Here is a 23,652-nt window from a genome sequence, read left to right as displayed (position 1 = left end):
CGTCAACCCTATGAGGACCGGAGGTCCGTCCGCAGACCACAGAGTGTCGTTCAGAAGGTCCTGCTCCACAGGTTGATCGCGTAGTCGACCTCGACGCCCGCGTGGGACGCGAGGATCCGGCGCGCGTCCTTCGGAGTGAACTCGATCTTCACCACCGCCTCCAGATCGGCGCGGGTCTCGAACCGCCAGCCCATGTCGAGCGGTGTCCGGTGCCAGCCGCGATCGGTCCAGAACCGCTCCACCACAGGCGCCTTGATCATCGGGTACGACGTACTGAACCACTGCCCGAACGTCGACCGGCCCGCGTCGTTGTCGATCACGAACGCGGTCCCGCCGCGACGCATCACCCGGTCCAGCTCGGCCAGCCCGGGCTCGCACCCCGGCCCGAAAAAGTACGCCCAGCGCGCGTGCATCACGTCGACCGACGCGTCCGGTACCGGCAGGCGTTGCGCCGTACCCTGCCGTACTTCGACGTTCGGCAAGGCCTGCGTACGTCGACGGGCCGCGTCCGCCAGTGCTCCGTGCGGTTCGACGCCGATCACCTGTGCGGCCGTCGCGGCGAACGTCGGCAGGTGGAACCCGGTGCCGCAGCCGATGTCGAGGACTGTCGCGCCGGTCCAGTCGCGGATCGCCCGCATCGCCGGCTCGATCACACCGTTCGGGTCGACCGCCAGGTTCTCGACCTCGTACACCTTCGGGTGGTGCCAGATGTTCGGACTCGGGATCCCGCCCTCCGCGATGCTCACATCGCTAGACCCTAGCGACTGCCTGTTTGGTCGTTGCGGCGAGCAGGGCGGCCGGAATGAGGAGGATGCCGCAGAAGACGGCCAGCCAGTGGAAACCGAGGTACGCGAGGACCGGGCCGGCAGCTGTGCCCGAAAGGGAAGCCAGGACGCCCATGGTCAGGTCCGACAGGCCCTGCGCCGACGTACGAATGCCGTCCGGCACAGACCGGGACAGCAGCGTGGAGCCGGCGACCAGACAGGCGGACCAGCCGAGGCCCAGGGTGAACAGGGCGAGCCCGGTCAGCGCGTGCGCGTCGTCCGGCGCGACGGCGGCCAGTGTCATCGCGACCGCGAGGATGCCGAGGCCGATGCCGATCGTGGGGATCCGGCCGAGCCGATCGGCCAGCCAGCCGGTCAGCGGGGACAGGGCGTACATGCCGGCCACATGTCCGCTGATGACGAAGCCGACGATGGTCAGCGAGGCGCCGTGGTGGCGCAGGTGGACCGAGGTCATCGACATCACGCCGACCATCACCGCGTGCGCCGTCGCGATCGCCAGCAGGCCGAGACGCGCGTGCGGGATGCGGATGACCTGTCGGAACGTCTCAGCCAGCGGCTGGCGCTCCACTTTGCCCGGCCGCACTTGGCTGCGCATGCCCACCCACACCGTGGCCGCGCTGAGGCCGAAGGCGACGACCGAGAACACGTACGGACCCGCCAGGGCCAGGATGCCGAGTGACGTGCCGACCGAGCCGCCGACACCGGTCAGGTTCGGTCCGACGATCACGCCGATCGTGGTGGCCCAGACGACCAGCCCGAGCGAACGGGCGATGCGGCTGGGCTCAGCGGCGTCCGTGGCGGCGTACCGCGACTGGAGGTTGGAGGCCGAGCCGCTGCCGAAGAAGCAGCCCGCGGCCAGCAGTAGGGCCATTGAGCCGATCTGCGCGGCGACGATCGTCAGCGCAGCGCCTACGAAGGCAATCAGATAGCCGAGGGACAACGAGACCCTTCGACCGTGTGAGCGAGCCAGACCGGCCAGCGGTACGGCGAGAACGGCAGCGCCCAGTGTGGTCGACGTGGCGACCAGACCGGCCATGGACGTGGAGCCGGAGACGTTCTCCGCGAGCAGTGCGGCGACGGCGAATCCGCTCGCCGTCGCAACCCCTCCGAGCGCGTTGCTCGCCACCAGAACCCGCAGGGTCGTCCGCTGCCGCTCGCTTGTCACGGGCAAACCTTCTCATGAACCTGACGCAGAAGGCAGCTCCGTTATGAATGCTCACGACTGCGCTCCGCGACCGACTTCCACGCACTTCCGCACGCTTATAGGATCGTTCTGACATATCTCACCGCGCCTCTGGAGACTCCGGATGTCCGACATCGCGATCGTCCCTGCCCCGCGACAACTCACCGTCGACGAAGGCCGGTGGATCACTGCCGACCCGGTGGGTGAGGCCGTCCGGGACGTGGTCGAGAACCTCGACCCGAACGAGTACCGCATCGACATCAGCGCCGACGGCGCCCGGCTCACGGCCGGCTCCGAGGACGCGCTCCGGCACGCGGAGACGACGTACGCCCAGCTGGTCGAGTCGGCGGAGCCGGCTGACGACGGGAAGGTCGCCGTGCCGCTGGCGCACGTCGAGGACGCACCGCGGTTCGGCTGGCGCGGGATGATGCTCGACGTCGCGCGGCACTTCATGCCGAAGGAGTTCGTCCTCAAGGTCATCGACGTGCTCGCGCTGCACCGGCTGAACGTGCTGCACTTCCACCTCACCGACGACCAGGGCTGGCGGGTCGAGATCGAGGCGTACCCGCGGCTCACCGAGGTCGGCGCGTGGCGGGCCGAGACCATGGTCGGCAAGATGTCGCACGGCCAGCAGGAGTTCGAGTACGACGGCACGCCGCACGGCGGGTTCTACACCAAGGACGACCTGCGCGAGATCGTCGCGTACGCCGCGGACCGCGGGATCACCGTCGTACCCGAGATCGACCTGCCCGGTCACATGCAGGCCGCGATCACGGCGTACCCGGAGCTCGGGAACCACCCGGACCAGCAGTTGACGGTCCGGCCGTACTGGGGCATCAGCGACGACGTGCTGAACGTGAACGACGCGACCGTCGAGTTCGTGAAGACCGTGCTGCGTGAGGTGCTGGAGATCTTCCCGTCGCCGTACATCCATCTCGGCGGCGACGAGTGCCCGTCGGTGCAGTGGGCCGAGTCGGAGGCGGCGCAGAAGCGGCAGGCCGAGCTCGGGCTGGACGAGCCGGGGCAGCTGCAGGGCTGGTTCACCGCGCAGGTCGCGGAGGTGCTGGTCGAGGAAGGGCGCCGGCTGGTCGGCTGGGACGAGATGGTCGAGACCGACTGCCCGAAGGACGCGGTCATCATGGCGTGGCGCAGTGCGCAGCGCGGTGAGGTCGCGGCGAAGGCCGGGCACGAGGTCGTGATGGCGCCGTGCGAGTCGGTGTACTTCGACTACTACCAGGGCGACCCTGCCACCGAGCCGCTCGCCATCGGCGGTGACATCCCGCTGGAGAAGGTGTACGACTTCGAGGTGATCCCGGCGGCGCTGTCCGACCAGGAGAAGGCGCTGATCGTCGGAACCCAGTGCCAGATCTGGACCGAGTACATGGAAGGCCCGGAGCAGGTCGGCTACATGCTCCTGCCGCGCCTGTCCGCCTTCGCCGAACGCGCCTGGGGCTCCCCGAAGGTCTCGTACGACGAATTCCTCACCCGCCTCCGCCCCCACCTCACCCGCATCGAGAACCTCGGCGTCAACTACCGCCCGCTCGATTAGCCGAGGGCGTCCGATAGTTGATGACTCAGTTGCTGCCGAGGTAACCAATTCTGGGTGAAGGCTGTTGTGGGGGTGTAGACGCGCTTTGGTACGACGACCACGATGGTTTGCCGGGAGGTGAGGACCATGACCGTGGTGGGGCCGCTGGATGCGATGTTCCTGGGTGGGGAGTCGCGGGAGCAGCCGATGCATGTCGGTGGGCTGATGTTGTTCGAGCTCCCGGAAGGGGCCGGGCGGGATCATGTGTTCCCGGAGTCGTCGCGGGACTTCGTGTCGCGGCTGTACCACGAGATGGTGACGGCGCCGGAGGTGAATCCGGTGTTCGCGCGCCGGGTGCGGAACCGGCCGGTGGACCTCGGCTACTGGTCCTGGGAACAGGACGACGAGATCGACCTGGAGTACCACGTCCGGCTGTCCGCGCTGCCTCGTCCCGGGCGGTACCGCGAGCTGTTCGAGCTCACCAGCCGCCTGCACGGGACACTGCTCGACCGGCACCGCCCGCTGTGGGAGATGCACCTGATCGAGGGCGTCGAAGGCCGCCGGTTCGCGATCTACAGCAAGATTCACCACTCGATGATCGACGGCGTCACCGCGCTGCGCTGGATGCAGGACACCCTCACCACCGACCCGGCCCGCACCGGTATGCCGGCCACGTACGCGCTGCCGCCGAAGGCCGCCGAGCCGCGGCCCGAGACCGGGTTGCTGCAGGCGATGGCCAAGGTGCCGGGTGACGCACTGAAGACCGCAGCCGGGCTGGCCGGTCTCCCGCTGGCCGGCGTGAAGAGCCTGTTGCTCTCGACGATGCCGTTCCAGGCGCCGCGAACGATCTTCAACCAGCCGGTCACCGGCGCGCGGCGGTTCGCGGCGCAGTCGTGGCCGATCGAACGGCTGGAGAAGGTCCGGGCGATCACCGGCGCGACGCTGAACGACGTATTGCTGGCGATGTGTTCAGGGGCCCTGCGCAACTATCTGCTCGAGCTGGACGCGCTGCCGGACAAGGCGCTGACCGCGATGGTGCCGGTCTCGTTGCGTACGTCGGACGACGCCCCCGGAGGCGGGAACTCGCTCGCCACGCTGATCGCCGACCTCGCCACCGACCAGGCGGATCCCGAGCGCCGGATCCGCCGGATCATGGCGTCGACCGCGCACGGCAAACGCGTCCTGTCCGACCTCAGCCCACTGCAGAACCTGATCGTCGGCGCACTCGGATTCGGCGTCGCCGGTCCCGCCGCGGTCCTACCAGGCGTCGCCGGCCACACGGCACCGCCGTACAACGTGGTCATCTCGAACGTGCCCGGCCCCGCGGACAGCCCGCTCTACTGGAACCGCTCCCGCCTGCTCGGCCTCTACCCCGCGAGCATCGTCCTCAACGGCCAGGCGCTGAACATCAGCGTCACCAGCTACGCCCACGAACTCCACTTCGGCCTGATCGGCTGCCGCCGCACCGTCCCGCACCTGCAACGCATGCTCGGCCACCTAGAGACCTCACTCGCCGAGCTCGAGAACATCCACTAAGCGAGCAACGCGTCCATCTGCCCGACGGCTTGCTTCAGCCCTTCGTCCATCCCCATGCCGAGCAACTGATCCATCTGCGCTCGCGTGTCGAACACTGCCCGCAGTTCCATCCGTGTCTTCCCGTCGTGCGAGCTGAGTCGCATCTGCGTCGTACTGACCGGCATGTTGTCGACCGGCTTCCCGTCGGAGTCCGCGAAGGTGTCGATGAACTCAAGCGACGTCGGCACGTCGACAGCCGTGATGTTCCACCGCCCGTGGTACTTCTCGCCTTCCGGGCTGGTCATGTAGTACGTGACCGCACCGCCCGGCGTCAGATCGTGATCGACCATCGTCGCGGGATGCGTCGGCGGTCCCCACCAGCGTTCGAGCTTGCGCGGGTCCGCCCACAGGTCCCACACCCGCTCGGCGGTCGCCTCGAAATCGGCGATCAGGGTCAGGGTCAGTGCGTCGAGATCCTTGTCAACGCTGGTCACGCTCATCGTCCTCAGTCCTCTCGGTCAATAGGTCGGACATCCGGTCCACACGTCCGCGCCAGGTCGCCTCGAGTTGGTCGAGGGCGTCCCGAGCCCGCCGTACGGCGTCGACGTCGGTCCGCACGAGTTGCTCGCGGCCACTGCGTTCCTTGCTCACCAGCCCGGCCCGTTCCAGTACGGCGACGTGTTTCTGCACGGCCGCGAAGCTCATCGGGTACGACTCGGCCAGCCGCGACACCGACGCCTCGCCGACCAGGCACCGCCGCACGATGTCGCGCCGCGTCGTGTCGGCCAATGCGTGGAGCAGTCGATCGACCACTTGTTCATCTACAACCATTTGGTTGTACGTTAGGCCTACGGCAACCACAGGTCAAGCGGTACGACGGATTACAGGCGAACGATCCCGTTCGGTGTGGTGAAGACGGCGGCGACCAGTCCCGGCTGACCGTTCGGGCCGACCCAGGCGACGTCGAGGTCGTCGAGGAGGTGGTCGGCGGGGTGGCCGATCCAGTCGGTGACCCGGGTCGGGTCGCCCGCGATCTCCAGACCGGTGAGCTTGATGTCCTTGCCGCCGATCGACGGGTGCTCGCCGAGGTCGTCCCAGTGGATGAAGAACGGCAGCTGCGGGTCGGCGATCAGGCCCTTCACGCCGATCTGCCGCCAGGTCAGGTTCAGCCCGTCCGGGCGGTGCCGGTTGCCGGGGACCGCCGGCCGGCCGAGGCGCTTCTCCATCCGGTCCATGTCGCGGACCGCCACCACCCAGCCCAGCCAGCCGCCGCCGAGCTCCTTGCGGGCCCGGACCGCCTGACCGAACGGCGCCTTGTCGGACGCCGGGTGGTCGAGCACGTCGACCACCTCGACATACCGATCGTTCTCCAGCGGGAGGATGTGGTTCACCGTGCCGAAACGCGGATGCACCCCACCGTCGACGAACTCCGCCCCGAGCGCTGCCGACAGCCGCTCGACGGTCGCCCGGCACCCATCAGGCCCGCACGCGTACGACAGATGATCCAAACGCATGCCTGTCATTCTTACGCCCTCCACCGACACTCGCGGCCCCCAGGGTGTGTCGGACTACGCTCAGGTGTCATGCGCACAGTAGTCATCGGCGGTACCGGTCATATCGGAACCTATCTCGTCCCGCGGCTGATCCGGCTCGGACACGACGTCACGGTGCTGAGTCGCGGCGAGCGTACGCCGTACCACTCGGACGGAACCTGGAAGAACGTGGAGTTCGTCCAGGTCGACCGGGCCGCGGAGGATGCCGCGGGAACCTTCGGCCGACGGGTCGCGGACCTGCGCCCGGACGTCGTCATCGACCTGATCTGTTTCACCGAGGACAGCGCCCGGCAGCTCACCGAGGCGGTCGAAGGGAAGATCCAGCACCTGCTGCACTGCGGCACGATCTGGGTCCACGGCCCGAGCGTGAGCGTCCCGACCCGCGAGGACGCGCCGCGCAAGCCGTTCGGCGACTACGGCAAGCAGAAGGCCGCGATCGAGGGCTACCTGCTCGCCAAGGCCCGCCGCGACGGCTTCCCGGTCACGATCGTCCACCCCGGTCACATCTGCGGCCCCGGCTGGACGCCGGTCAATCCGGCCGGCAACTTCGACCTCGCCGTCTACGAGAAGCTCGCCCAGGGGCATGACGTCCTACTGCCGAACCTCGGCCTGGAGACGCTCAACCCGGTCCACGCCGACGATGTCGCGGGCGTGTTCCTGGCCGCGATCGCGAGTCGCTCGACCGCGATCGGCGAGAGCTTCCACGCCGTCGCGAGTGACGCGATCACCCTGCGCGGGTACGCCCACGCGGTCGCCGACTGGTTCGGCCGGCCTTCGCGACTCGGCTTCCTGCCGATCGGCCAGCTGCAACAACAGTTGCCCAAGCTGGACGCGGCCGCCACCTGGGACCACGTCGAGCACAGCCCCCACTGCTCGATGGAGAAGGCCGCCCGACTGCTCGATTTCCGTCCGCGCTACTCCGCGTTCGAGGCAGCGCTTTCCGGCATCAGCTGGCTCGTCGACAACGGCAAGATCGCTACTTAGAGGCGGGGTGCGGCAGCAACGGCCGCGCGGCCTCCAGGCGCTGACGGCACAGGTCGGCGAGTACGTCGTACGCCTTGAGACCCATCAGCGTCTGCAGCTCGACCTTGCTGGACTCGAACACCGGCTCGACCGCGATGTGCGCCTCGGTGTTGCCCGTGCAGTACCAGTCCAGGTCGTGCCCGCCCGGTCCCCAGCCGCGCCGGTCGTACTCCCCGATGCCGACCTCGGTGTACGACGTCCCGTCCGGCCGCTCCACCTCGCGGAAGGTCCTCCGGATCGGCAGCTGCCAGCACACGTCCGGCTTGGTCTCGACGAAATGTACGCCGCGCTTCAACGCGAGCCCGTGCAGCGCGCACCCGGCGCCGCCCTCGAACCCCGGGCGGTTCAGGAAGATGCACGCACCCTCCCAGACGCGGGTCTTGCGGTCGCCCTCGTCGTCGGTCTCGACCCAGCCGTTGTTCCGGCCTTCCTTGCGGAACTGCCAGTCGTCCTTGCCGAGCTCCTTGACGTACTTCTTGACCCGCTTCTCGTCGTCGGCGTCGGAGAAGTGCGCACCGAGGGTGCAGCAGCCGTCGTTCGGACGGCCCTTGTAGATCCCCTGGCAGCCACCGCCGAAGATGCAGGACCAGTTGGAGGTCAGCCAGGTCAGGTCGCAGCGGAAGACCTGGTCGGGGTCGGCGGGGTCGGTGAACTCGACCCAGGCACGGGGAAAATCGAGAGAAACCTCAGGCACCCGGAAAGCGTACGCGCAGGACCCGGCGATCCGTGAACGACGACTCCAGAACAGTGAATACTCCGGTCGTCCAGTAGCGTGAGGGTATGCGGCTCGGCGTACTCGACGTGGGATCCAACACCGTCCATCTGCTCGTGGTGGACGCGCATCGCGGTGCCGCGCCGCTGCCGGCGTACTCGCACAAGATCGAGCTGCGACTGGCCGAGCACCTGGACAAGGACGGCAAGATCGACCAGTCCGGTGCCGACGGGCTGGTCGCGTTCACCAAGCAGGCGGTCGAGCTGGCAGAGGACAAGGGCTGCGAGTCGGTGCTCGCCTTCGCCACCTCGGCGCTCCGCGAGGCGCCGAACGGCGAGAAGGTGCTGGGCCGGGTCCGCGACGAGACCGGCGTGGATCTCGAGGTGCTGAGCGGCGAAGTCGAGGCACGGCTGACCTTCCTGGCGGTACGGCGATGGTTCGGCTGGTCCTCCGGGCGCCTGGCGGTGTTCGACATCGGCGGCGGCTCGCTGGAGATCGCGGCCGGGTCGGACGAGCAGCCGACCGTGGCGGAGTCGGTCCAGCTCGGCGCGGGCCGGCTGACCCGCGAGGGGCTGACCGCGGACCCGCCGAACAAGGACGAGGTCCGGGCGCTGCGTCGCCGGATCCGGATGGAGCTGGCCGCGGTCGCCGGTCCGGTGCTGCGGGCCGGTAAGCCGCAGCGTTCGGTTGCCACCAGCAAGACGTTCCGTTCCCTGGCTCGGATCGCCGGTGCGGCCCCGTCCGCCGACGGACCGTACGTGCCGCGCACGCTGAACCGGGACGACCTGAACGAGTGGATCCCGAAGCTGACCAAGATGACCGCCGCCGAGCGGGCCGCCCTGCCCGGGGTCTCGGCCGGCCGCGCGTCCCAGCTGACCGCCGGCGCGCTGGTCGCCGACGCCGTGATGGACCTCTTCGACCTGCCCGCGCTCGAGGTCTGCCCGTGGGCCCTGCGTGAAGGCGTCATCCTGTCCCGGCTCGACCAGCTGCAACCTCGGTGAACGAATGAACCCCCGTACGACCGCCAAGATCGGCCTGTCCACCGCCTCTGTCTATCCGGAGTCGACCGCGAGCGGCTTCGAGCTGGCCGCCCGGCTCGGGTACGACGGTGTCGAGGTGATGATCGGGATCGATCCGCTGAGCACCCAGATCGACGCGATCCAGCGGCTGATCGACTACCACCAGTTGCCGGTGCTCGCGCTTCACGCCCCGACCCTGCTGATCATGCAGCGGGTCTGGGGGACCGACCCGTGGAGCAAGCTCGAGCGCAGCGCCGAGGCGGCGAAGGAGCTCGGCGCCGACGTGGTCGTCGTACACCCCCCGTTCCGCTGGCAGCGGGACTACGCGCGCGGGTTCGTCGAGGGGATCGCCCGGCTGGAGGCCCAGACGGGCGTGACGCTCGCGGTGGAGAACATGTACCCGTGGCGCGCACCCGGCCGCGACCTGCAGGCGTACGCGCCGAGCTGGGACCCGACCGAGCAGGAGTACGCGCACACCACCCTCGACCTGTCGCACGCGTCCACCGCCGAGCAGGACTGCGTCGAGCTGGCCGCGACGATGGGCAAGAGCCTGACCCACGTGCACCTGACCGACGGCACCGGCTCCGCGAAGGACGAGCACCTGGTCCCGGGTCGCGGCACGCAACGCGCCGCGGACCTGCTGGGCGTCCTCGCGCAGCAGGACTTCCGCGGCCACATCATCATCGAGATCAACACCCGCCGCGCGACCAGCCGCTCCGAGCGTGAGGTCGACCTGGTCGAGTCGCTCGAGTTCACCCGCAAGCACTTCGTCGGGCCCGGAGCCTCCCGGTCCCGGCGTACGTCGTTCGCGGTCACCCCGGAAGGTGAGATCTCGGAGCTGACTCCGTGACAACTACCGGCCGTACGCCGGGACGCCGCCCAGGGGGACCGGATACTCGGGGAGAGATCGTGCAGGCCGCCCGGGAATCCTTTGCGGACAAGGGATTCGCGGCCACGTCGATCCGGGCCGTCGCACGCCAGGCCGGTGTCGACGCGGCGCTCGTGCACCACTACTTCGACAGCAAGGACGAGCTGTTCATCGAGGCGATGGCGATCCCGGTCGACCCGCGCCGGGTCGCCGCGCAGATCGTCGACGGACCGCACGACGAGATGGGGCGCCGGATCGCGACCGTGTTCTTCGGTGTCTGGGAGTCGCCGGACGGGCAGCAGCGGATGAAGGCGCTGTTCCGCAGCGTCGTCACCAGCGACGAGGTCGCGCGGATGATGCGCGAAGGCATCACCCAGATGATCATCCAGCCTGTCTCCCAGGTGCTCGACGTACCGGATGCGCAACTGCGGGTCGGCCTGGTCGCCACGCAGCTGGTCGGTGCCGCGATCGTCCGGTACCTGGTCGGGCTCGAACCGGTCGCCTCCATCGACGTCGAGACCTTGATCGACCGGTTGGCGCCGGTCCTTCAGCTGCACCTGACCGGTTGATGGAGATCCCGACCGACGGCGAGATCCGCGCGCTGCACCGGGAGTACGCGCCGAGCCGCGACGCGTTCGAGCTCGTCCATGAGCACTGCCGATTGGTGTGCTCGATCGCCGAACAGTTCTTCGCCGGCGTGGACATCGACACCGACCTGGTGCGTGCGGGCGCGCTGCTCCACGACATCGGGGTGTATCGCCTGGAGTTGACGGCGTACGTGCGGCACGGCGTACTGGGACACGAACTGCTGGCGTCCCTCGGCGTCCCGGTCGAGCTCTGCCGGTTCGCGTCGTGTCATACCGGCGTCGGGATCACGCGTGACGACGTGGTGCGCCAGGCGTTGCCGATCCCGGTCGACGACTACCTCCCGCGGACGCCGGAGGAGGAGCTGGTCATGTACGCCGACAAGTTCCACAGCAAGCGGCTCCCGCCGGTGTTCCTCACTGGCAACACCTACGCCGCCGAGGTCGCCCGGTTCGGCGCGGACAAGATGCTGAGGTTCGCTTCGTTGCGGTCCCGCTACGGCGACCCGTCGCTGGCCGGGCTGAGCGAGGCCACGGGGTACGCGGTCGTCTAACGACAGGAGGTAGTGCCTCCAGGACCGACTTTTCCCGCGGGGCGTCCGCCTGAGCGGACCGGGATCGCGGACTACTTCCTGTCCTTAGCTGTTGCCAAGGTCCGCCGTATCCGCTAAATTCATCACATGATGAAAAACGCGGTGAGCTGCCGTGATGTCGTCGTGGTTCGTGGCGACCGGGAGGTCCTGCACGGGGTCGACTTCGACCTCCGGGCCGGATCGGTGACCGGGCTGCTCGGACCGTCCGGCTGCGGCAAGACGACGCTGATCCGCGCGATCGTCGGCCTGCAGGCGCGGGTGACCGGCGACGTGTCGGTCCTCGGGCTGCCGGCCGGCGCGCCGAAGCTGCGCGGACGGATCGGCTACGTGACGCAGGAGCCCAGTGTGTACGGCGATCTGACCGTCACCGAGAACCTGCGCTTCTTCGCGGCGGTCCTCGGTGTCCCGTCGTCCGACGTGGAGCGGGTCGTCGAGGCGGTCGATCTCACGTCGCACGCGGACGCCCGGGTCGACCAGCTGTCCGGCGGCCAACGATCACGCGCGTCCCTGGCGGCCGCACTGCTCGGCAGTCCGGAGCTCCTGGTGTTGGACGAACCAACGGTCGGCCTGGATCCCGTTCTGCGCCGCGACCTCTGGAACCTCTTCCACGAACTCGCCGACGCCGGCTCGACGCTGCTCGTGTCCAGTCACGTCATGGACGAGGCCTCGCGGTGCGACCGTCTCCTGCTGATGCGCGACGGCGAACTGCTCGCCGACGACACGCCCCAGGACCTGCTCCTGTCGGCGGGGACCAGCGACATCGAGCAGGCGTTCCTCACTCTGATCGACCGGAAGGCTGGTGCGCGATGACGCCGCGAGTGACGTTTGCCGTAGCCGCTCGAGTCCTGGCCCAACTGCGGCGGGACCACCGGACGGTGGCGATGCTGATCGTGCTGCCGGCGCTGCTGGTGAGCCTGATGTGGTGGATGTTCACCGATTCCCCGATGGTCTTCGACCGGGTCGGCGGTCCGCTGCTCGCGGTGTTCCCGTCGATCATCATGTTCGTCGTCACGTCGGTCGCGACGCTGCGCGAGCGGTCGAGCGGGACGCTGTCGCGACTGTTCACGATGCCGATGGGGAAGCTGGACTTCCTGCTGGGGTACGCGCTCGCGTTCGCGCTGATCGCCGTCGTCCAGGCGCTCGCCGTGGTCTCGATCGCCTTGTACCTCTTGGATCTGGACATCCAGGGCGCCGCCTGGCAGCTCGGAGTCGTCGCGGTCCTCGACGGGGTTCTCGGTACGGCGCTTGGACTGTTCGCGAGCGCGTTCGCGGCGACCGAGTTCCAGGCCGTGCAGATGATGCCGGCCGTGATGATCCCGCAGATCCTGTTGTGCGGGCTGCTGGTCCCCCGCGATCAACTCCCCACGGTGCTGCACGCGATCAGCGACGTACTGCCGTTGTCCTACGCGGTGGACGCCGTACTGGGGGTTGCCAAGGGCAACGGATTCACCACCGCCACAGGCGGCGACACCCTGGTCGTCCTGGGCTTCATCCTCGCAGCCCTCGGCCTAGGCGCAGCAACCCTCAAACGCCGCACTGCCTAAGAAATCTCAGCTCATTCGCCCTTGTAGCACAGGCAGAATGGGTGTCCGGCGGGGTCCGCGTACACGGGGCAGCTGCCGCCTTGCGGCGGTAGCAGGGTCCCTCCGAGTGCGAGGGCGAGGCGTTCCTTCTCGGCCCGGTCGTCGAAGCCGACGTCGAAATGCATCTGCGGCGGATAGGCGGGGTCGGGCCATCGTGGTGGTTGGTAGTTGGGGACGCGCTGCAGAGCGATCATCGGGAGCCGCTCGTCGTCGCGGGCGATCACGATCCGGTCGGGTGAGTCTTCGACCGTACGGGGCATGTCCAGTACGCCGCCCCAGAACCGGGCCAGCGGTAATGGATCGGCGCAGTCGATCACCACGCGGGCGAGTGTGCCGAGTCGGTCCGTGGGTTCGGTGAGGCCGGGGTAGAGGCAGAACGGATGGCCCACTGGGTCGGCGTACACGCGCCAGCCCGGGAAGTCCTCCAGTTTCGTCGCCCCGTGCTCCAGCACCGCGCGCTCGGCGGCCTCCAGGTCGGCGACGAGCACATCGAGATGGATCTGGGGCGGGTGTGCCGGGTCGCGCCAGCGTGGAGGGCGCATCCGGCCCTCGCCAGCTCCGATCCGGCCGTGGGTGAGCATCATGTAGAACGCGCGCAGTTCGTCCGCTTGCTCCTCGGGGCAGCCAACGACGACCCAGAATCGCCCGTCCTGCTCGTCGGAGTCGACCGACGTACCGACGACCTTGGCGGCCTGGTCGAGCACCACGCTCACGAACGCCTGTCCACGGTTGCCGTCCAGGACGACGCGGACCATGTGATCGTTGACCTGCCGCGCACCGCTCACCGTCCGGTCCGAACCCGCGAGCTCGTCCACATTCGGCCGCCACGACTCGGCGATCCACGGACCTGGATCCCATCCGCCGAGGCCGCTGACCGCGTTGGCCGCTGGTACGTCGGCTTGCTCCAACGCGTCGACCCAGCGGCATGCGACTTCGACGAGATCTCGAGGCATCTCCGCAGTCTCACACCGGGCCGGCCACCCGATCAATACTCGGCCGGCCCGGCGACTTCTACTCGCCGAACAGCCAGTCGGACTTCACCGGCGGGGCCCAGCGGAAGTAGGTGGGGTCGGCGAAGGTTCCGGGCACCTTGCCGTGACCGGTGATCGACGTCTTCGCGCCGTCCGCGTGCCCGAAGGTGTACAGGTACGCCGATTTTGTGTCCTTGTCGATGCCGACGACAACGGTTCCGTAGTTGCCGCACTGGGCGGCGACCAGCGACTCGAACCCCTGCCAGGTCGCGGACCGCACCTTCGTGACGATCGGCCGCATCTGGCTGTTGACCGGGATCCGGATCGTGTAGAGCGCGCCGCCGCGGGTGTTCGCGAGGAACGTGTCGTATGCCGCGGCCTTGCTGATCAGCGTCATCGACTTGACCGACGCGAACCCGGGCGCCGATCCGTACGCCTTCCAGCTGCCGACGTCGCCGACGACCCACCGGAACAGCACGCCGTCCGCACGCAGTGCGTACTCGTAGGTCCGCGGATGCGTCGCACTGTCGTTGAACACCGACGTCTCGTGGTCGACGAACTTGCTCCACCCGCCGCCGATCCGGGCCAGCTCCGACGACTTCACCTTGCCGGCCTTGTCGAGCTCGAGCCAGTGCTGGTACATCGTGTCTCCGAGCACGACCCGCCCGTGCCGGGAACTGCCGGTCGGTGTCGCCTCGTTGACGAGCGACCCGATCATCCGGACCGCGCCGTCGGCGTACACGTTCGGTACGACGCTCCGCGCGCCGGCGGCCGGCGGAGTCGATGCCGTCAGTCGTTGCAGTGTCTGGTCACCGCCGGCCGTCACCGAGCCGAGGTTCAGCCCGCAGGCTGCCGTCGTACCGGTTGGGCTCGCGGTGGCCGTGGTCGCGCCCGCGGCGGCCAGGCCGGCCGCCGCGAGCACGGTCAAAGTTGTGCGCAGTCTCCCCATGTCTCCCCCTTTGTGAAGTTCGATGGGTGAGACCAACGGCGCAGCCCTTTGGTTGATAACGATCGTCGTTACGCGAAGGCCTTGACGATCTTTCCGGCCCGATCGTACGCCGCGACCTTCGGGTGGTCCTTCAACTTGAACACGGACTCGGTCGTCCAGGTGAAGGCGAACCAGCCGCCCTCGCCGACCGGGACCTGGTAGACCGGGCCGTTCCCGATCCGCACCCGCACCGTCACGGCGGCCTTGGAGGAGACCCGGCCCCAGCCGCTCATCCCGTACTTGGTGCAGGTCCCCGCCGTACAGCCTCCGCCACCACCGGCGGCCGCGTACATGTCCGCACGGGCCGACTTGTCGGCCGGGTTGAGCACCGGGTCGTCACTGCCGAGCTTGGTCAGTGTCGCGAAGGTGGTGTTCCGCTCGCGCCGGCCCTTGAAGGTCTTGTCCCCGGACAGTTCGCACTCGACGACCTTGTGTCCAGTGGGGGAGATCGCGACCAGGGTGGCCTGATTGAGCACCTTCGACTCGTCGGAAGCCACGACCTGCCAGCCGGTCACGTCGACCCAGGCCAGCACGGAACAGTTCCGCAGCTTGTCCGCCGTGCTCTTCGGCAGCGGATCCTTCGCCGCCGCCGCGACCAGCGCGGCCGACGGCTTGTCGCCGCCGGGAATGATGCAGGTGACGTCCTTCGCGCCGACCTTGAACTCGTACATCGCCAGGTGTCCCGCCCGCGCCGTACCCATGCCCTCGAGCTTTCGGGTCTCCTCCGGGTTCCGCAGGGCGCAGCGGCGCTGAGCCTCCTCGCGGGTGATCCGCTGGTCCGCGGACGCCTCGCCGCGCGGGATGCCCGGTACCGGGCCGAACTGCGAGTTCGCCGCCTGATCGCCCGCGACACCCGGCTGGTCGCCGGCCGAGCTCAGGTTGGGCAGCAGGCTCGCGCCGACCGCGATCACCGCGATACTGGCGACCGCCCCGCCCGCGCCGATCAGTTTGCGGCGCCGCCTTCCGCGGCGGCCGCGCTCCAGCACTCGGGTCGTGTCCAGCGGCTCCATCCCCTCCGACTCGGCGAGTCGGTGGAGTTCGGCGCTGACCTCTCGTACGTCTTCCATCTCGTTCTCCTTCACAGCGCCCGGCTCGCCCGCCGCTGGTCAATGGCTCGTCGGAGAGTGTCCAGACCCCGTGCCGCCTGGCTCTTCACGGTGCCCGTGGAACAGCCGAGGATCTCCGCGGTCTGCTCGACGGACAGGTCCTCGTAGTACCGCAGCACGACGCACGCCCGTTGCCGCGGCCCGAGCGACTGAAGTGCGGCCAGCACCTCGTCCCGCTCGGCATGCCCCGCCGCGAAGTCGTCGTACCCGACCTGGTCCGGTACGTCGGCGATCGTCACCTCCCGCCGCCACGGCCGGCGTTTCCCGTCGTACGCCGCGTTCACCACCATCCGGCGCGCGTAGGCGAACGGATTGCTCACCCGCCGTACTTTCGGCCAGGCCAGGTACAGCTTGTACAGCGCGTCCTGGACGACGTCGTCCGCCCGATGCCGATCCCCCGACACCAGAAACGCCGTCCGCCGCAGGGCAGCCCCCGCCCCTTCGACGAACTCGACGAACTCCCGGTCCCGCTCCACCATCCGAGCCTCCACTCTCCATCTCCCCCTCAAGACGGAAAGGTCTACCCGCCAGGTTGCACCCGTCAGCCGGAGAGGTGGGCGACGTTGTGCCAGGCGGGGTCGGGGGTGGTGGTGAGGGTTACTTTGCCGTGGGGCCAGCCGGTGGTGGCGGCTTGTAGTTGGGCGTCGGCAGGGGTGGTGCCGTCGGTGTAGTAGTGCAGGATGCGGGTGCCGGCGGAGGTCTCGTGGGCGAGGAGGTTGCCGGAGCCGCCCAGGCGGTCGGTGAGGTGGTCCTCGAACGCCCTCAGCTCGTCGAGCATCTCGGACTCGGGAAGCCCGTCGTCACGCACCACGGGATAGTGGATCGTGACCGCGACGTGCGTATCGAGATGCGGCCGCCGGATCGAGCGCAACGGGTACTCCGCCGTCGCGATCACCCGCTGACCGTCGCGCGTACCCTCCAGCATCTTCCACGCCGGACTGCCGTCCTCGAGCGTGTGCTCAGCAGCAAACCCAGCCACCGCAGGCAACAACTCCATCACCGGTACGGCGTCGACCGGCGCGGCGGGCAGCGTGTCGATCGCACCGACCCACGTCTCCACCATCTCCTCGCCGAGCACCAGATCGAGGATCAGGAACGTCACCCGCCGCTGCACATCCACCGACAACGACGAGAAGACAGGATGGTGTACGCCGACGTGCACCGAAGCCGAATCCGGCTCGATCGACACCACCGACTGGTCGACCGCAACCGGCGGGAGTCCCTCGAACTGGATCGTTACCGGGGGCCCGGGCCGGCGCAGGTCGGCGTACTCCCAGACCTGGTCTGACGGCGGGGCAGCCCGCAACCAACGGCGAGCGACCGCGCGCTGCGCCGGGTTGCCGGCGGCGGTGACGATCAGCACATGCTGGGCGTGCAGCCCGGGGCCGAGCTCCCACTCCAGGTCCGGGTGGATGCGGGCGACCCGCTCGTTCAGTTCCACGTTCGCGTCGGTCGGCTCCCGGCGGGCGACGGCGTCCGCGACGCTCGTCGCGCCGGCGCTCGACCACCAGGACCAGAACGCGCCGATCGGGTCGGCCTCCACGGCGTTCCGGCGGCGACGCTTGAAGATGGGCATGGCGGCATCCTCTCCCAACCAGGGGTGCGACCATGGACAGCACCAGCAATGGGTGGGCGACGAGGAGGAACACGTAGTGCTTCGGCGAATCCTGCTGGGCATGTCCCGCAGCCCCCAGATCAAGAAGGCCGTGTCGTCACTGCCCGTGTCCAGTGGCATCGTCGCGCGGTTCGTCGCCGGTGACACCGCTCCGGAGGCCGTGCTGGCCACCGAGAAGCTGGTCAGCAACGGGCTGAACGTCACCCTCGACCATCTCGGTGAGAACGTCACCGACCAGGCCGCGGCGTCCGCGACCGCCAACGCGTACCTGGACCTGCTGCGGAAGCTTTCCGCGGCCGGCCTGACGAAGAACGCCGAGGTCTCGGTGAAGCTGTCCGCCGTCGGCCAGGCGCTCCCGGGCGACGGCGAGAAGATCGCGCTGGAGAACGCGCGGACCATCTGCCTCGCCGCCCGCAACGCCGGTACGACGGTGACGCTGGACATGGAGGACCACACCACGACCGACTCCACGCTGGGGATCCTGCGCGAGCTGCGCCAGGACTTCCCGGAGACGGGTGCGGTCCTGCAGGCGTACCTCCGCCGTACCGAGTCCGACTGCCGCGATCTCGCGTACGCCGGCTCCCGCGTCCGCCTGTGCAAGGGCGCGTACAAGGAGCCCGAGTCGGTCGCGTTCCAGGAGAAGCGCCAGGTCGACAAGGGCTACGTCCGCGCGATGAAGGTCCTGATGAACGGCGAGGGCTACCCGATGATCGCGTCGCACGACCCGCGGCTGATCTCGATCGCGGGCGCGCTGGCCGACCGCGCGAACCGCAAACCGGGCAGCTACGAGTACCAGATGCTGTTCGGCATCCGCCCCGAGGAGCAGCTCCGCCTGGCCGGTCTGGGCCACACGGTCCGCGTCTACATCCCGTACGGCGAGGACTGGTACGGCTACCTGGTACGACGCCTTGCCGAGCGCCCCGCCAACCTGCAGTTCTTCGCCCGCTCCTTGATCAGCAAGAAGTAGGACGGGCTGACACAGCTAACCTGTGGTCATGAGTAACAAGGTGGCCGTTCTTGGGGCCGGAGTGATGGGGGAGACGTTGCTGTCCGGGCTGATCAGGGCCGGACGGCGACCGGAGGACCTCCTGATCACCGAGCGCCGGGAGGAACGCGCCGCCGAACTGCGTGAGCGGTACGGCGTCGACGTCGTGTCCAATGTGGAGGCGGCGAAGCAGGCGGACACGCTCGTCCTGGTGGTCAAGCCGCAGGACATGCCGGATCTGCTCGCCGAGATCGCCCCCGCCGTGCAGCCGAGCCAGACCGTCGTCTCGCTCGCGGCCGGCATCACCACCAGCTTCGTCGAGTCGCGGCTGCCGGAAGGCGTTGCCGTCGTACGCGTCATGCCGAACACGCCCGCCCTCGTCGACGAGGGTATGGCGGCGATCTCCCGCGGTGCGCACTGCGACGAGAGCCACCTCGAGCTGGCCGAGAGCCTGCTCGCTGCGACCGGTCGCGTGATCCGCGTGCCGGAGAAGCAGCAGGATGCGGTGACCGCGATCTCCGGTTCCGGTCCGGCGTACATCTTCTTCGTGGTCGAGTCGATGATCGAGGCCGGTGTCCACATGGGCCTGCCGCGCGGTACGGCGACCGAACTCGTCGTACAGACCGTGGTCGGATCCGCGAAGCTGCTGCGGGAGACCGGCGAACACCCGACGGTACTGCGGGAGCGCGTGACATCCCCGGGCGGTACGACGGCCGCCGCGGTCCGCGAACTCGAGGACCACAAGGTCCGCGCCGCGTTCCTGTCCGCGATCGAGGCCGCCCGCAACCGTTCGCGGGACCTGGCAGCCGAATAACACCTCTCGCACCGCTGGCGTTATGGTTGGGCGCCGAGGTTTCCTGCCATGTTCGAGGGATATGAGTCCGCCCATGGGTAAAGGTTCGGTCGAGCCGGCGACGACGCCTGCGCAGCATGAGGATCGGCCTGCGCAGCTTGAGGAACGCGAGGTGCCGTCGCTCCCGTGGCGAGTGCCGCTGGACCCGGCGCCGTGGTGGGCCTGGGCGCTGTTCGTGCTGCCGTTCGTCGTCGTACCGGCGTTGAACTCATGGCTCTGGATGGGCGCCCGCGACATGCTCGCGGTCGGTCTGCTGACGATCATCGGAGCGTCGGTCGTCCGCGTCGCCGGCGGCGTCGTGCTGTACCGCGTCGAGCTGTTCCCGAGCGGTCTGAAGGCCCGCACCAGCATGTTGATCCGCAGCCTCGCCTGGCAGGACGTCGGCAAGATCGAGGTCGGCGACGACAACGTCGTACTCACCCGCGGACCGGACGAGCACGAGATCAACGGCATCCCCACGGACCGCACCGCCGAGGTCGCCGCCGTGATGGAGGTGCTCCGCGAGCAGTCCCTCGAGGTCAAGGTCCAGCGCCACCGCCCGCGCCCCGGCATCGGCACCCTGCTTGTCCTGCTCTACGTCGTCCTCTCCATCGGCGCCTTCCTGCTCCGCTGGCACATAGTTATCTGACGGCCCACGGCCCTTCACCGGTCACGCGTTCGACTGAAACCCGTACGACCGTCGCTCCGGCGTACACCTGCTCGTTCCCGAACGGGAACTCGTCGCGGCCGAGATACTTCTGCGTCAGCCGGTCCATCAACGCCTTGTACTGCGGAGTTCCCGGACCGTCGAGTGTCGCCGTACCCCGCACGACCAGGTACTGCGTCAGCCCCCGCGGGCTCGGGCGGTCGTCCTCCACCACCAGCGTCACCCGTGGATCACGGCGCAGGTTCCGGGTCTTGCGGTGCTTCTCCTCGACACCGATCAAGAGGTCGTCACCGTCCCGCCCGACCCACACCATCGCGGCGTGCGGCGACCCGTCCGGGTCGATGGTGATCAGCGTGACGTCCTTGGGCTCGTCGAAGAGGCGGTGACTGCTCTCGGGAAGGTTCATGCAGCAGACGCTAGACAGCGCCGTGGGAACCTCTGGGTACCCTGACCGCTGTGCACGGAGTAGAACCTGGCGATGTCTTCCTGGCCGATTGCCCCGCCCGTCTCGCGGTCGAGGTGATCGCTGACAAGTGGGCCGTCGTCGTCCTGTGGGGCCTCAACGACCACGCCCGCAGGCACTCGGAGCTGATCGAGTTGATCGGCGGAATCTCGAAGAAGGTCCTCACCCAGACACTCCGCCGGCTGCAGGCGAACGGCCTGGTCACGCGGACCGACCACGGCGGCGTCCCACCCCGCGTCGAGTACGACCTCACCGACCTCGGCCGCACCCTGATGGGCCCGGTCCGCATGCTCACAGAGTGGGCAGAGCAGAACGGAGACGCAGTCCTCGCGGCCCAAGAGGCAGGATGACCGTATGGACTTTTCTTTGTGGCCTGCGGCGTCCCGGACCTGGCAGGGCGTGCTCGAAGGTGCTGAGTACGCCGAGCGGACCGGATGGCACGGCGTGTGGATAGCTGACCATTTCATGCAGAACGGGGACGACCTGAGCGTCCCGGTCAACGAGGTACTGGCGCTGATCGCGGGGGTCGTCGCGCGCACCGAGCGAGTTCGGGTCGGCTCGATGGTGCTCGGGAACACGTACCGGCATCCGGCCGTGGTCGCGAACGCGGCCGCGACGATCGACCAGATGGCGAACGGCCGGTTCGTGCTGGGAATCGGCGCCGGCTGGCAGGTCAACGAGCACGAGGCGTACGGCATCGAACTGCCGCCGATCGGCCCGCGCCTCAAGCGTTTCGAAGAGGCCTGTCAGGTGATCAAGGGCCTGCTCACCCAAGAGCGGACGACGTTCGACGGCAAGTACTACCAGCTCACCGACGCGCCCTGTGAGCCGAAGCCGGCCCACCTCCCGATCCTGATCGGGGCCGCCGGCGAAAAGGTTGCCCTCGGCATCGTCGCGAAGTACGCCGACGAGTGGAACCACTGGGGCGGTCCGGAGCTGGCCGTGCAGAAGGGCGAGGTGTTTGCCCAGCACTGCGAGCGAGTGGGGCGCGATCCGAAGTCGGTACGGCGTTCCGCGCAGACGTTCCTGGAGGTCGTCGTACCGGGCGACACCGAAGCGATCGAGCGCAAGGAGCGCCTGGAGAGTCGGGGTGCGCACGTGATCATGGGGTCGGCGCAGGAGGTGCTCGACGTCGTCGCGCAGTACCCGGCAGCCGGGATCGACGAGCTGCTGGTGCCGGACGCGTTCCTCGGTGACGGCGAGCGGCGGTTCGACGCGCTCGAGCGGCTGCGTGAGGAAGTACTAGCGAAGATCTAGAGTCGCGACCACGGGCCAGTGGTCGCTGGGCACCCGCCCGTCCGGACGGAAGTGCGAGACGGCCGCGTCGGTCACGGTCCACGTCGAGGTGACGAGGATGTGGTCGATGCGGTCGTCGTCGACGGCGCCGGTGAAGTCGTGCCAGCTCCCGCCCGCCCCGGTCGGTACGGCGATCCGCAGACCGGAATCCACCAGCGTCTTCACCGGGGGAGAGTCCGGCGTCGCGTTCAGGTCGCCCATCACGATCCACGGGATCGATCCGCTGACCCAGCGCGCGATCAGCCGCGACGACTGCAGTTGCGCGACCTCGCCCGCGTGGTCGTAGTGCGTGTTGACGACGCCGACCGTCGTACCGTTGCGGTGCCGCAGCCAGACCAGGGTCGCGACCCGGGTCAGATCGGCGTCCCACCCGATCGATCCCGGCGTCCCCGGGTCGTCGGACAGCCAGCGCGTCTCCTGCCGCTCGACCCGCCAGTCGCCGGGCCGGACCAGGACGGTCGCGTGCTCACCCGCGTTCATGCCGTCGTCCCGGCCGGCACCGACGATCTCGTACTTCGGGAACCGCCAGCGCAGGTACTCGAGCTGGTCGGGCAGCACTTCCTGCAGCCCGACCACGTCCGCGTCCAGCTGTTCGATCGCCGCCACCGCCGCCTTCCGCCGTACCAGCCAGGCGTTGTCGCCGTCGGGCGCGGAGGAGTTGCGGATGTTGAACGTGGCGGCGCGGATCTTCATGGAGTAGATCCTGCCAAACCCATCGCCCGGGTCGCCGCCTGGAGTCGGGGACTGCTCGCCTCGAGCGCCCGGTCCCGCCCTTGCGCGAGCAGGTTCTCGATCGCACCCGGGTCGGTCGTGAGGCGCGCGTATTCCTTCTGCAGCGGCTCGATGACGGCCAGGACCGCGTCCGCGACGTCCTGCTTCAGCGCGCCGTACGACGCATAGGCCTTCGCGAGCTCGACCGGGTCGCCGTCGGTGCACGCCGCGAGGATCTCCAGCAGGTTGGTGATGCCCGGCTTGGCCGCCTCGTCGTGCCGGACCTCGTTCTCCGAGTCCGTGACGGCGCGCATGACCTGCCGGCGGATCACGTCCGGCGGGTCGAGCAGCCGGATCGTCCCGATCGCGTCGTCGGCGTCCGACTTGCTCATCTTGGCCGTCGGGTTCGCCAGGTCCTTCACCCGCGTCGCCAGCGCCGCCTTGTTGAGCCGCGGTACGACGAACGTGTCGCCGTACTCGCGGTTGAACCGGATCGCGATGTCCCGGGCCAGCTCGACGTGCTGGTCCTGGTCGCCGCCGACCGGGACCCGTTCCGCGCCGTACAGCAGGATGTCCGCGGCCATCAGGCACGGGTACGTGAACAGCGAGGCCCGCGTCATCGGGCGGCCGTTGCCCTTCTCCTTGTACTGGATCATCCGCGACAGCTCACCGACGTACGACGTGCACTCCAGCAGGTACGCGAGCTGGGCGTGCGTGGGTACGTCGGACTGGATGAAGACCGTGCCCTCGGGGACACCGGCCGCGAGCATCAGCGTCGCGAACTCGCGGGTCAGCGTGGCGAGTCTCCGGGGATCGTGCCTGGTCGTCATCGCGTGCAGGTTCGCGACGAAGTAGAACCCGTCCGGGTCGGTGAACCGGCGGAGCGCGCCGAGGTGGTTGCCCAGCGTCAGACGGCCGGACGGGGTGATGCCGGAAAGCGAGGTCATGATCGTGCCCTTTCGGTGTGTGGAGCCCCACCGAGGACATGAAAAAGGCCGCCTCGGCGAGACGGCCTCGTGGATGCGTGCGAACACGCCGGGTGGACCGCCCTAGGCGGCCCACCACAGCTGCA

Annotated in this window: 28 protein-coding genes; 14 read left to right on the top strand and 14 right to left on the bottom strand. The window is 68.8% G+C overall.

Annotated features, from left to right (window positions below; translation table 11 throughout):
- Positions 1–50: 50 nt before the first annotated feature.
- Together EV649_RS19905 and EV649_RS19900 are read right to left on the bottom strand one after the other, a co-directional pair.
- Complete coding sequence (locus EV649_RS19905; protein WP_130384917.1) at positions 51–746, bottom strand: class I SAM-dependent methyltransferase; 696 nt, start codon at positions 744–746, stop codon at positions 51–53.
- Between the two features lie 4 nt (positions 747–750).
- On the bottom strand, positions 751–1,950 hold the full coding sequence (locus EV649_RS19900; RefSeq protein ID WP_241998397.1) for an MFS transporter: 1,200 nt from the start codon (positions 1,948–1,950) through the stop codon (positions 751–753).
- A 142-nt stretch (positions 1,951–2,092) separates the two neighbouring features.
- Here EV649_RS19900 and EV649_RS19895 point away from each other — a divergent pair, with 142 nt between their 5' ends.
- The gene (locus EV649_RS19895) at positions 2,093–3,517 is read left to right on the top strand and encodes a beta-N-acetylhexosaminidase (RefSeq protein WP_130384915.1); all 1,425 of its coding nucleotides are present in this window, start codon (positions 2,093–2,095) and stop codon (positions 3,515–3,517) included.
- 126 nt (positions 3,518–3,643) lie between these two features.
- Positions 3,644–5,032, top strand: coding sequence for a wax ester/triacylglycerol synthase family O-acyltransferase (locus tag EV649_RS19890; RefSeq protein ID WP_130384914.1), 1,389 nt, complete (start codon positions 3,644–3,646; stop codon positions 5,030–5,032).
- Here EV649_RS19890 and EV649_RS19885 read toward each other — a convergent pair.
- The 3 genes from EV649_RS19885 to EV649_RS19875 form a co-directional block, all read right to left on the bottom strand.
- Complete coding sequence (locus tag EV649_RS19885) at positions 5,029–5,505, bottom strand: SRPBCC domain-containing protein (protein WP_198682567.1); 477 nt, start codon at positions 5,503–5,505, stop codon at positions 5,029–5,031. The genes EV649_RS19890 and EV649_RS19885 overlap by 4 nt on opposite strands.
- Positions 5,492–5,824, bottom strand: a complete 333-nt coding sequence (locus tag EV649_RS19880; RefSeq protein WP_241998394.1) for a metalloregulator ArsR/SmtB family transcription factor — start codon at positions 5,822–5,824, stop codon at positions 5,492–5,494. Before EV649_RS19880 ends, EV649_RS19885 begins: the two co-directional genes overlap by 14 nt.
- A 68-nt stretch (positions 5,825–5,892) precedes the next feature.
- Entirely contained in the window at positions 5,893–6,525 is a 633-nt protein-coding gene (locus EV649_RS19875; RefSeq protein WP_130384911.1) for a VOC family protein, read from the bottom strand.
- A gap of 69 nt (positions 6,526–6,594) precedes the next feature.
- Between EV649_RS19875 and EV649_RS19870 the strand changes: the two genes are divergently transcribed.
- Entirely contained in the window at positions 6,595–7,548 is a 954-nt protein-coding gene (locus EV649_RS19870) for an NAD-dependent epimerase/dehydratase family protein (RefSeq protein ID WP_130384910.1), read from the top strand.
- On the opposite strand, the gene EV649_RS19865 is transcribed toward EV649_RS19870, so the two are convergent.
- Complete coding sequence (locus tag EV649_RS19865) at positions 7,541–8,281, bottom strand: hypothetical protein (protein WP_130384909.1); 741 nt, start codon at positions 8,279–8,281, stop codon at positions 7,541–7,543. The two genes, EV649_RS19870 and EV649_RS19865, sit on opposite strands and share 8 nt — an antisense overlap.
- Positions 8,282–8,367: 86 nt before the next feature.
- On the opposite strand from EV649_RS19865, the gene EV649_RS19860 reads away from it, so the two are divergent.
- From EV649_RS19860 to EV649_RS19835, 6 genes are all read left to right on the top strand, one after another.
- Complete coding sequence (locus EV649_RS19860; RefSeq protein ID WP_130384908.1) at positions 8,368–9,300, top strand: Ppx/GppA phosphatase family protein; 933 nt, start codon at positions 8,368–8,370, stop codon at positions 9,298–9,300.
- 4 nt (positions 9,301–9,304) lie between these two features.
- Positions 9,305–10,168 carry a sugar phosphate isomerase/epimerase family protein gene (locus EV649_RS19855; protein WP_130384907.1) on the top strand — a complete coding sequence of 288 codons (864 nt, stop codon included), beginning with the start codon at positions 9,305–9,307 and terminating at the stop codon, positions 10,166–10,168.
- Between the two features lie 59 nt (positions 10,169–10,227).
- The gene (locus EV649_RS19850) at positions 10,228–10,755 is read left to right on the top strand and encodes a TetR family transcriptional regulator (RefSeq protein ID WP_241998392.1); all 528 of its coding nucleotides are present in this window, start codon (positions 10,228–10,230) and stop codon (positions 10,753–10,755) included.
- Positions 10,755–11,324 (top strand): HD domain-containing protein, encoded by a 570-nt coding sequence (locus EV649_RS19845; protein WP_130384905.1) that lies wholly within the window; start codon positions 10,755–10,757, stop codon positions 11,322–11,324. Before EV649_RS19850 ends, EV649_RS19845 begins: the two co-directional genes overlap by 1 nt.
- Before the next feature lie 126 nt (positions 11,325–11,450).
- Positions 11,451–12,173 carry an ABC transporter ATP-binding protein gene (locus EV649_RS19840; RefSeq protein ID WP_130384904.1) on the top strand — a complete coding sequence of 241 codons (723 nt, stop codon included), beginning with the start codon at positions 11,451–11,453 and terminating at the stop codon, positions 12,171–12,173.
- Positions 12,170–12,907: an ABC transporter permease gene (locus tag EV649_RS19835; RefSeq protein ID WP_130384903.1), complete on the top strand. Its 738-nt coding sequence runs from the start codon at positions 12,170–12,172 to the stop codon at positions 12,905–12,907. The genes EV649_RS19840 and EV649_RS19835 overlap by 4 nt, the downstream gene beginning before the upstream one ends.
- 11 nt (positions 12,908–12,918) lie before the next feature.
- Here the strand turns inward: EV649_RS19835 and EV649_RS40840 are convergent, their stop codons facing one another.
- The 5 genes from EV649_RS40840 to EV649_RS19810 form a co-directional block, all read right to left on the bottom strand.
- Positions 12,919–13,899, bottom strand: a complete 981-nt coding sequence (locus tag EV649_RS40840) for a VOC family protein (RefSeq protein WP_157996266.1) — start codon at positions 13,897–13,899, stop codon at positions 12,919–12,921.
- A 58-nt stretch (positions 13,900–13,957) separates the two neighbouring features.
- Positions 13,958–14,866 carry a hypothetical protein gene (locus EV649_RS19825; RefSeq protein WP_241998390.1) on the bottom strand — a complete coding sequence of 303 codons (909 nt, stop codon included), beginning with the start codon at positions 14,864–14,866 and terminating at the stop codon, positions 13,958–13,960.
- A 68-nt stretch (positions 14,867–14,934) separates the two neighbouring features.
- Positions 14,935–15,972, bottom strand: coding sequence for a hypothetical protein (locus tag EV649_RS19820; RefSeq protein WP_130384902.1), 1,038 nt, complete (start codon positions 15,970–15,972; stop codon positions 14,935–14,937).
- An 11-nt stretch (positions 15,973–15,983) separates the two neighbouring features.
- Positions 15,984–16,490: a SigE family RNA polymerase sigma factor gene (locus tag EV649_RS19815; RefSeq protein ID WP_130384901.1), complete on the bottom strand. Its 507-nt coding sequence runs from the start codon at positions 16,488–16,490 to the stop codon at positions 15,984–15,986.
- A gap of 62 nt (positions 16,491–16,552) precedes the next feature.
- Complete coding sequence (locus EV649_RS19810; protein WP_130384900.1) at positions 16,553–17,587, bottom strand: DUF695 domain-containing protein; 1,035 nt, start codon at positions 17,585–17,587, stop codon at positions 16,553–16,555.
- A gap of 76 nt (positions 17,588–17,663) precedes the next feature.
- On the opposite strand from EV649_RS19810, the gene EV649_RS19805 reads away from it, so the two are divergent.
- From EV649_RS19805 to EV649_RS19795, 3 genes are all read left to right on the top strand, one after another.
- Entirely contained in the window at positions 17,664–18,593 is a 930-nt protein-coding gene (locus EV649_RS19805; protein WP_130384899.1) for a proline dehydrogenase family protein, read from the top strand.
- Positions 18,594–18,621: 28 nt separating this feature from the next.
- Positions 18,622–19,425: a pyrroline-5-carboxylate reductase gene (proC, locus tag EV649_RS19800; RefSeq protein WP_130384898.1), complete on the top strand. Its 804-nt coding sequence runs from the start codon at positions 18,622–18,624 to the stop codon at positions 19,423–19,425.
- A gap of 73 nt (positions 19,426–19,498) precedes the next feature.
- Positions 19,499–20,092 (top strand): hypothetical protein, encoded by a 594-nt coding sequence (locus EV649_RS19795; protein ID WP_241998386.1) that lies wholly within the window; start codon positions 19,499–19,501, stop codon positions 20,090–20,092.
- Here the strand turns inward: EV649_RS19795 and EV649_RS19790 are convergent.
- On the bottom strand, positions 20,085–20,516 hold the full coding sequence (locus tag EV649_RS19790) for a PPOX class F420-dependent oxidoreductase (protein WP_130384896.1): 432 nt from the start codon (positions 20,514–20,516) through the stop codon (positions 20,085–20,087). The two genes, EV649_RS19795 and EV649_RS19790, sit on opposite strands and share 8 nt — an antisense overlap.
- 50 nt (positions 20,517–20,566) lie before the next feature.
- Here EV649_RS19790 and EV649_RS19785 point away from each other — a divergent pair, with 50 nt between their 5' ends.
- Together EV649_RS19785 and EV649_RS19780 are read left to right on the top strand one after the other, a co-directional pair.
- Complete coding sequence (locus tag EV649_RS19785) at positions 20,567–20,923, top strand: helix-turn-helix domain-containing protein (protein WP_130384895.1); 357 nt, start codon at positions 20,567–20,569, stop codon at positions 20,921–20,923.
- A gap of 4 nt (positions 20,924–20,927) precedes the next feature.
- Positions 20,928–21,830, top strand: coding sequence for a TIGR03560 family F420-dependent LLM class oxidoreductase (locus EV649_RS19780; protein WP_130384894.1), 903 nt, complete (start codon positions 20,928–20,930; stop codon positions 21,828–21,830).
- On the opposite strand, the gene EV649_RS19775 is transcribed toward EV649_RS19780, so the two are convergent.
- Both EV649_RS19775 and trpS read right to left on the bottom strand, forming a co-directional pair.
- Positions 21,816–22,562: an endonuclease/exonuclease/phosphatase family protein gene (locus tag EV649_RS19775; protein WP_130384893.1), complete on the bottom strand. Its 747-nt coding sequence runs from the start codon at positions 22,560–22,562 to the stop codon at positions 21,816–21,818. The genes EV649_RS19780 and EV649_RS19775 overlap by 15 nt on opposite strands.
- On the bottom strand, positions 22,559–23,527 hold the full coding sequence (gene trpS / locus EV649_RS19770) for a tryptophan--tRNA ligase (RefSeq protein ID WP_130384892.1): 969 nt from the start codon (positions 23,525–23,527) through the stop codon (positions 22,559–22,561). Before trpS ends, EV649_RS19775 begins: the two co-directional genes overlap by 4 nt.
- Positions 23,528–23,652 lie beyond the last annotated feature (125 nt).

The sequence above is a fragment of the Kribbella sp. VKM Ac-2569 genome, assembly GCF_004216905.1.
Taxonomy (GTDB): Bacteria; Actinomycetota; Actinomycetes; order Propionibacteriales; family Kribbellaceae; genus Kribbella.
The sequence above is the reverse complement of the archived record's forward strand: the minus strand, read 5'-3'. Positions and strand labels throughout refer to the sequence as shown.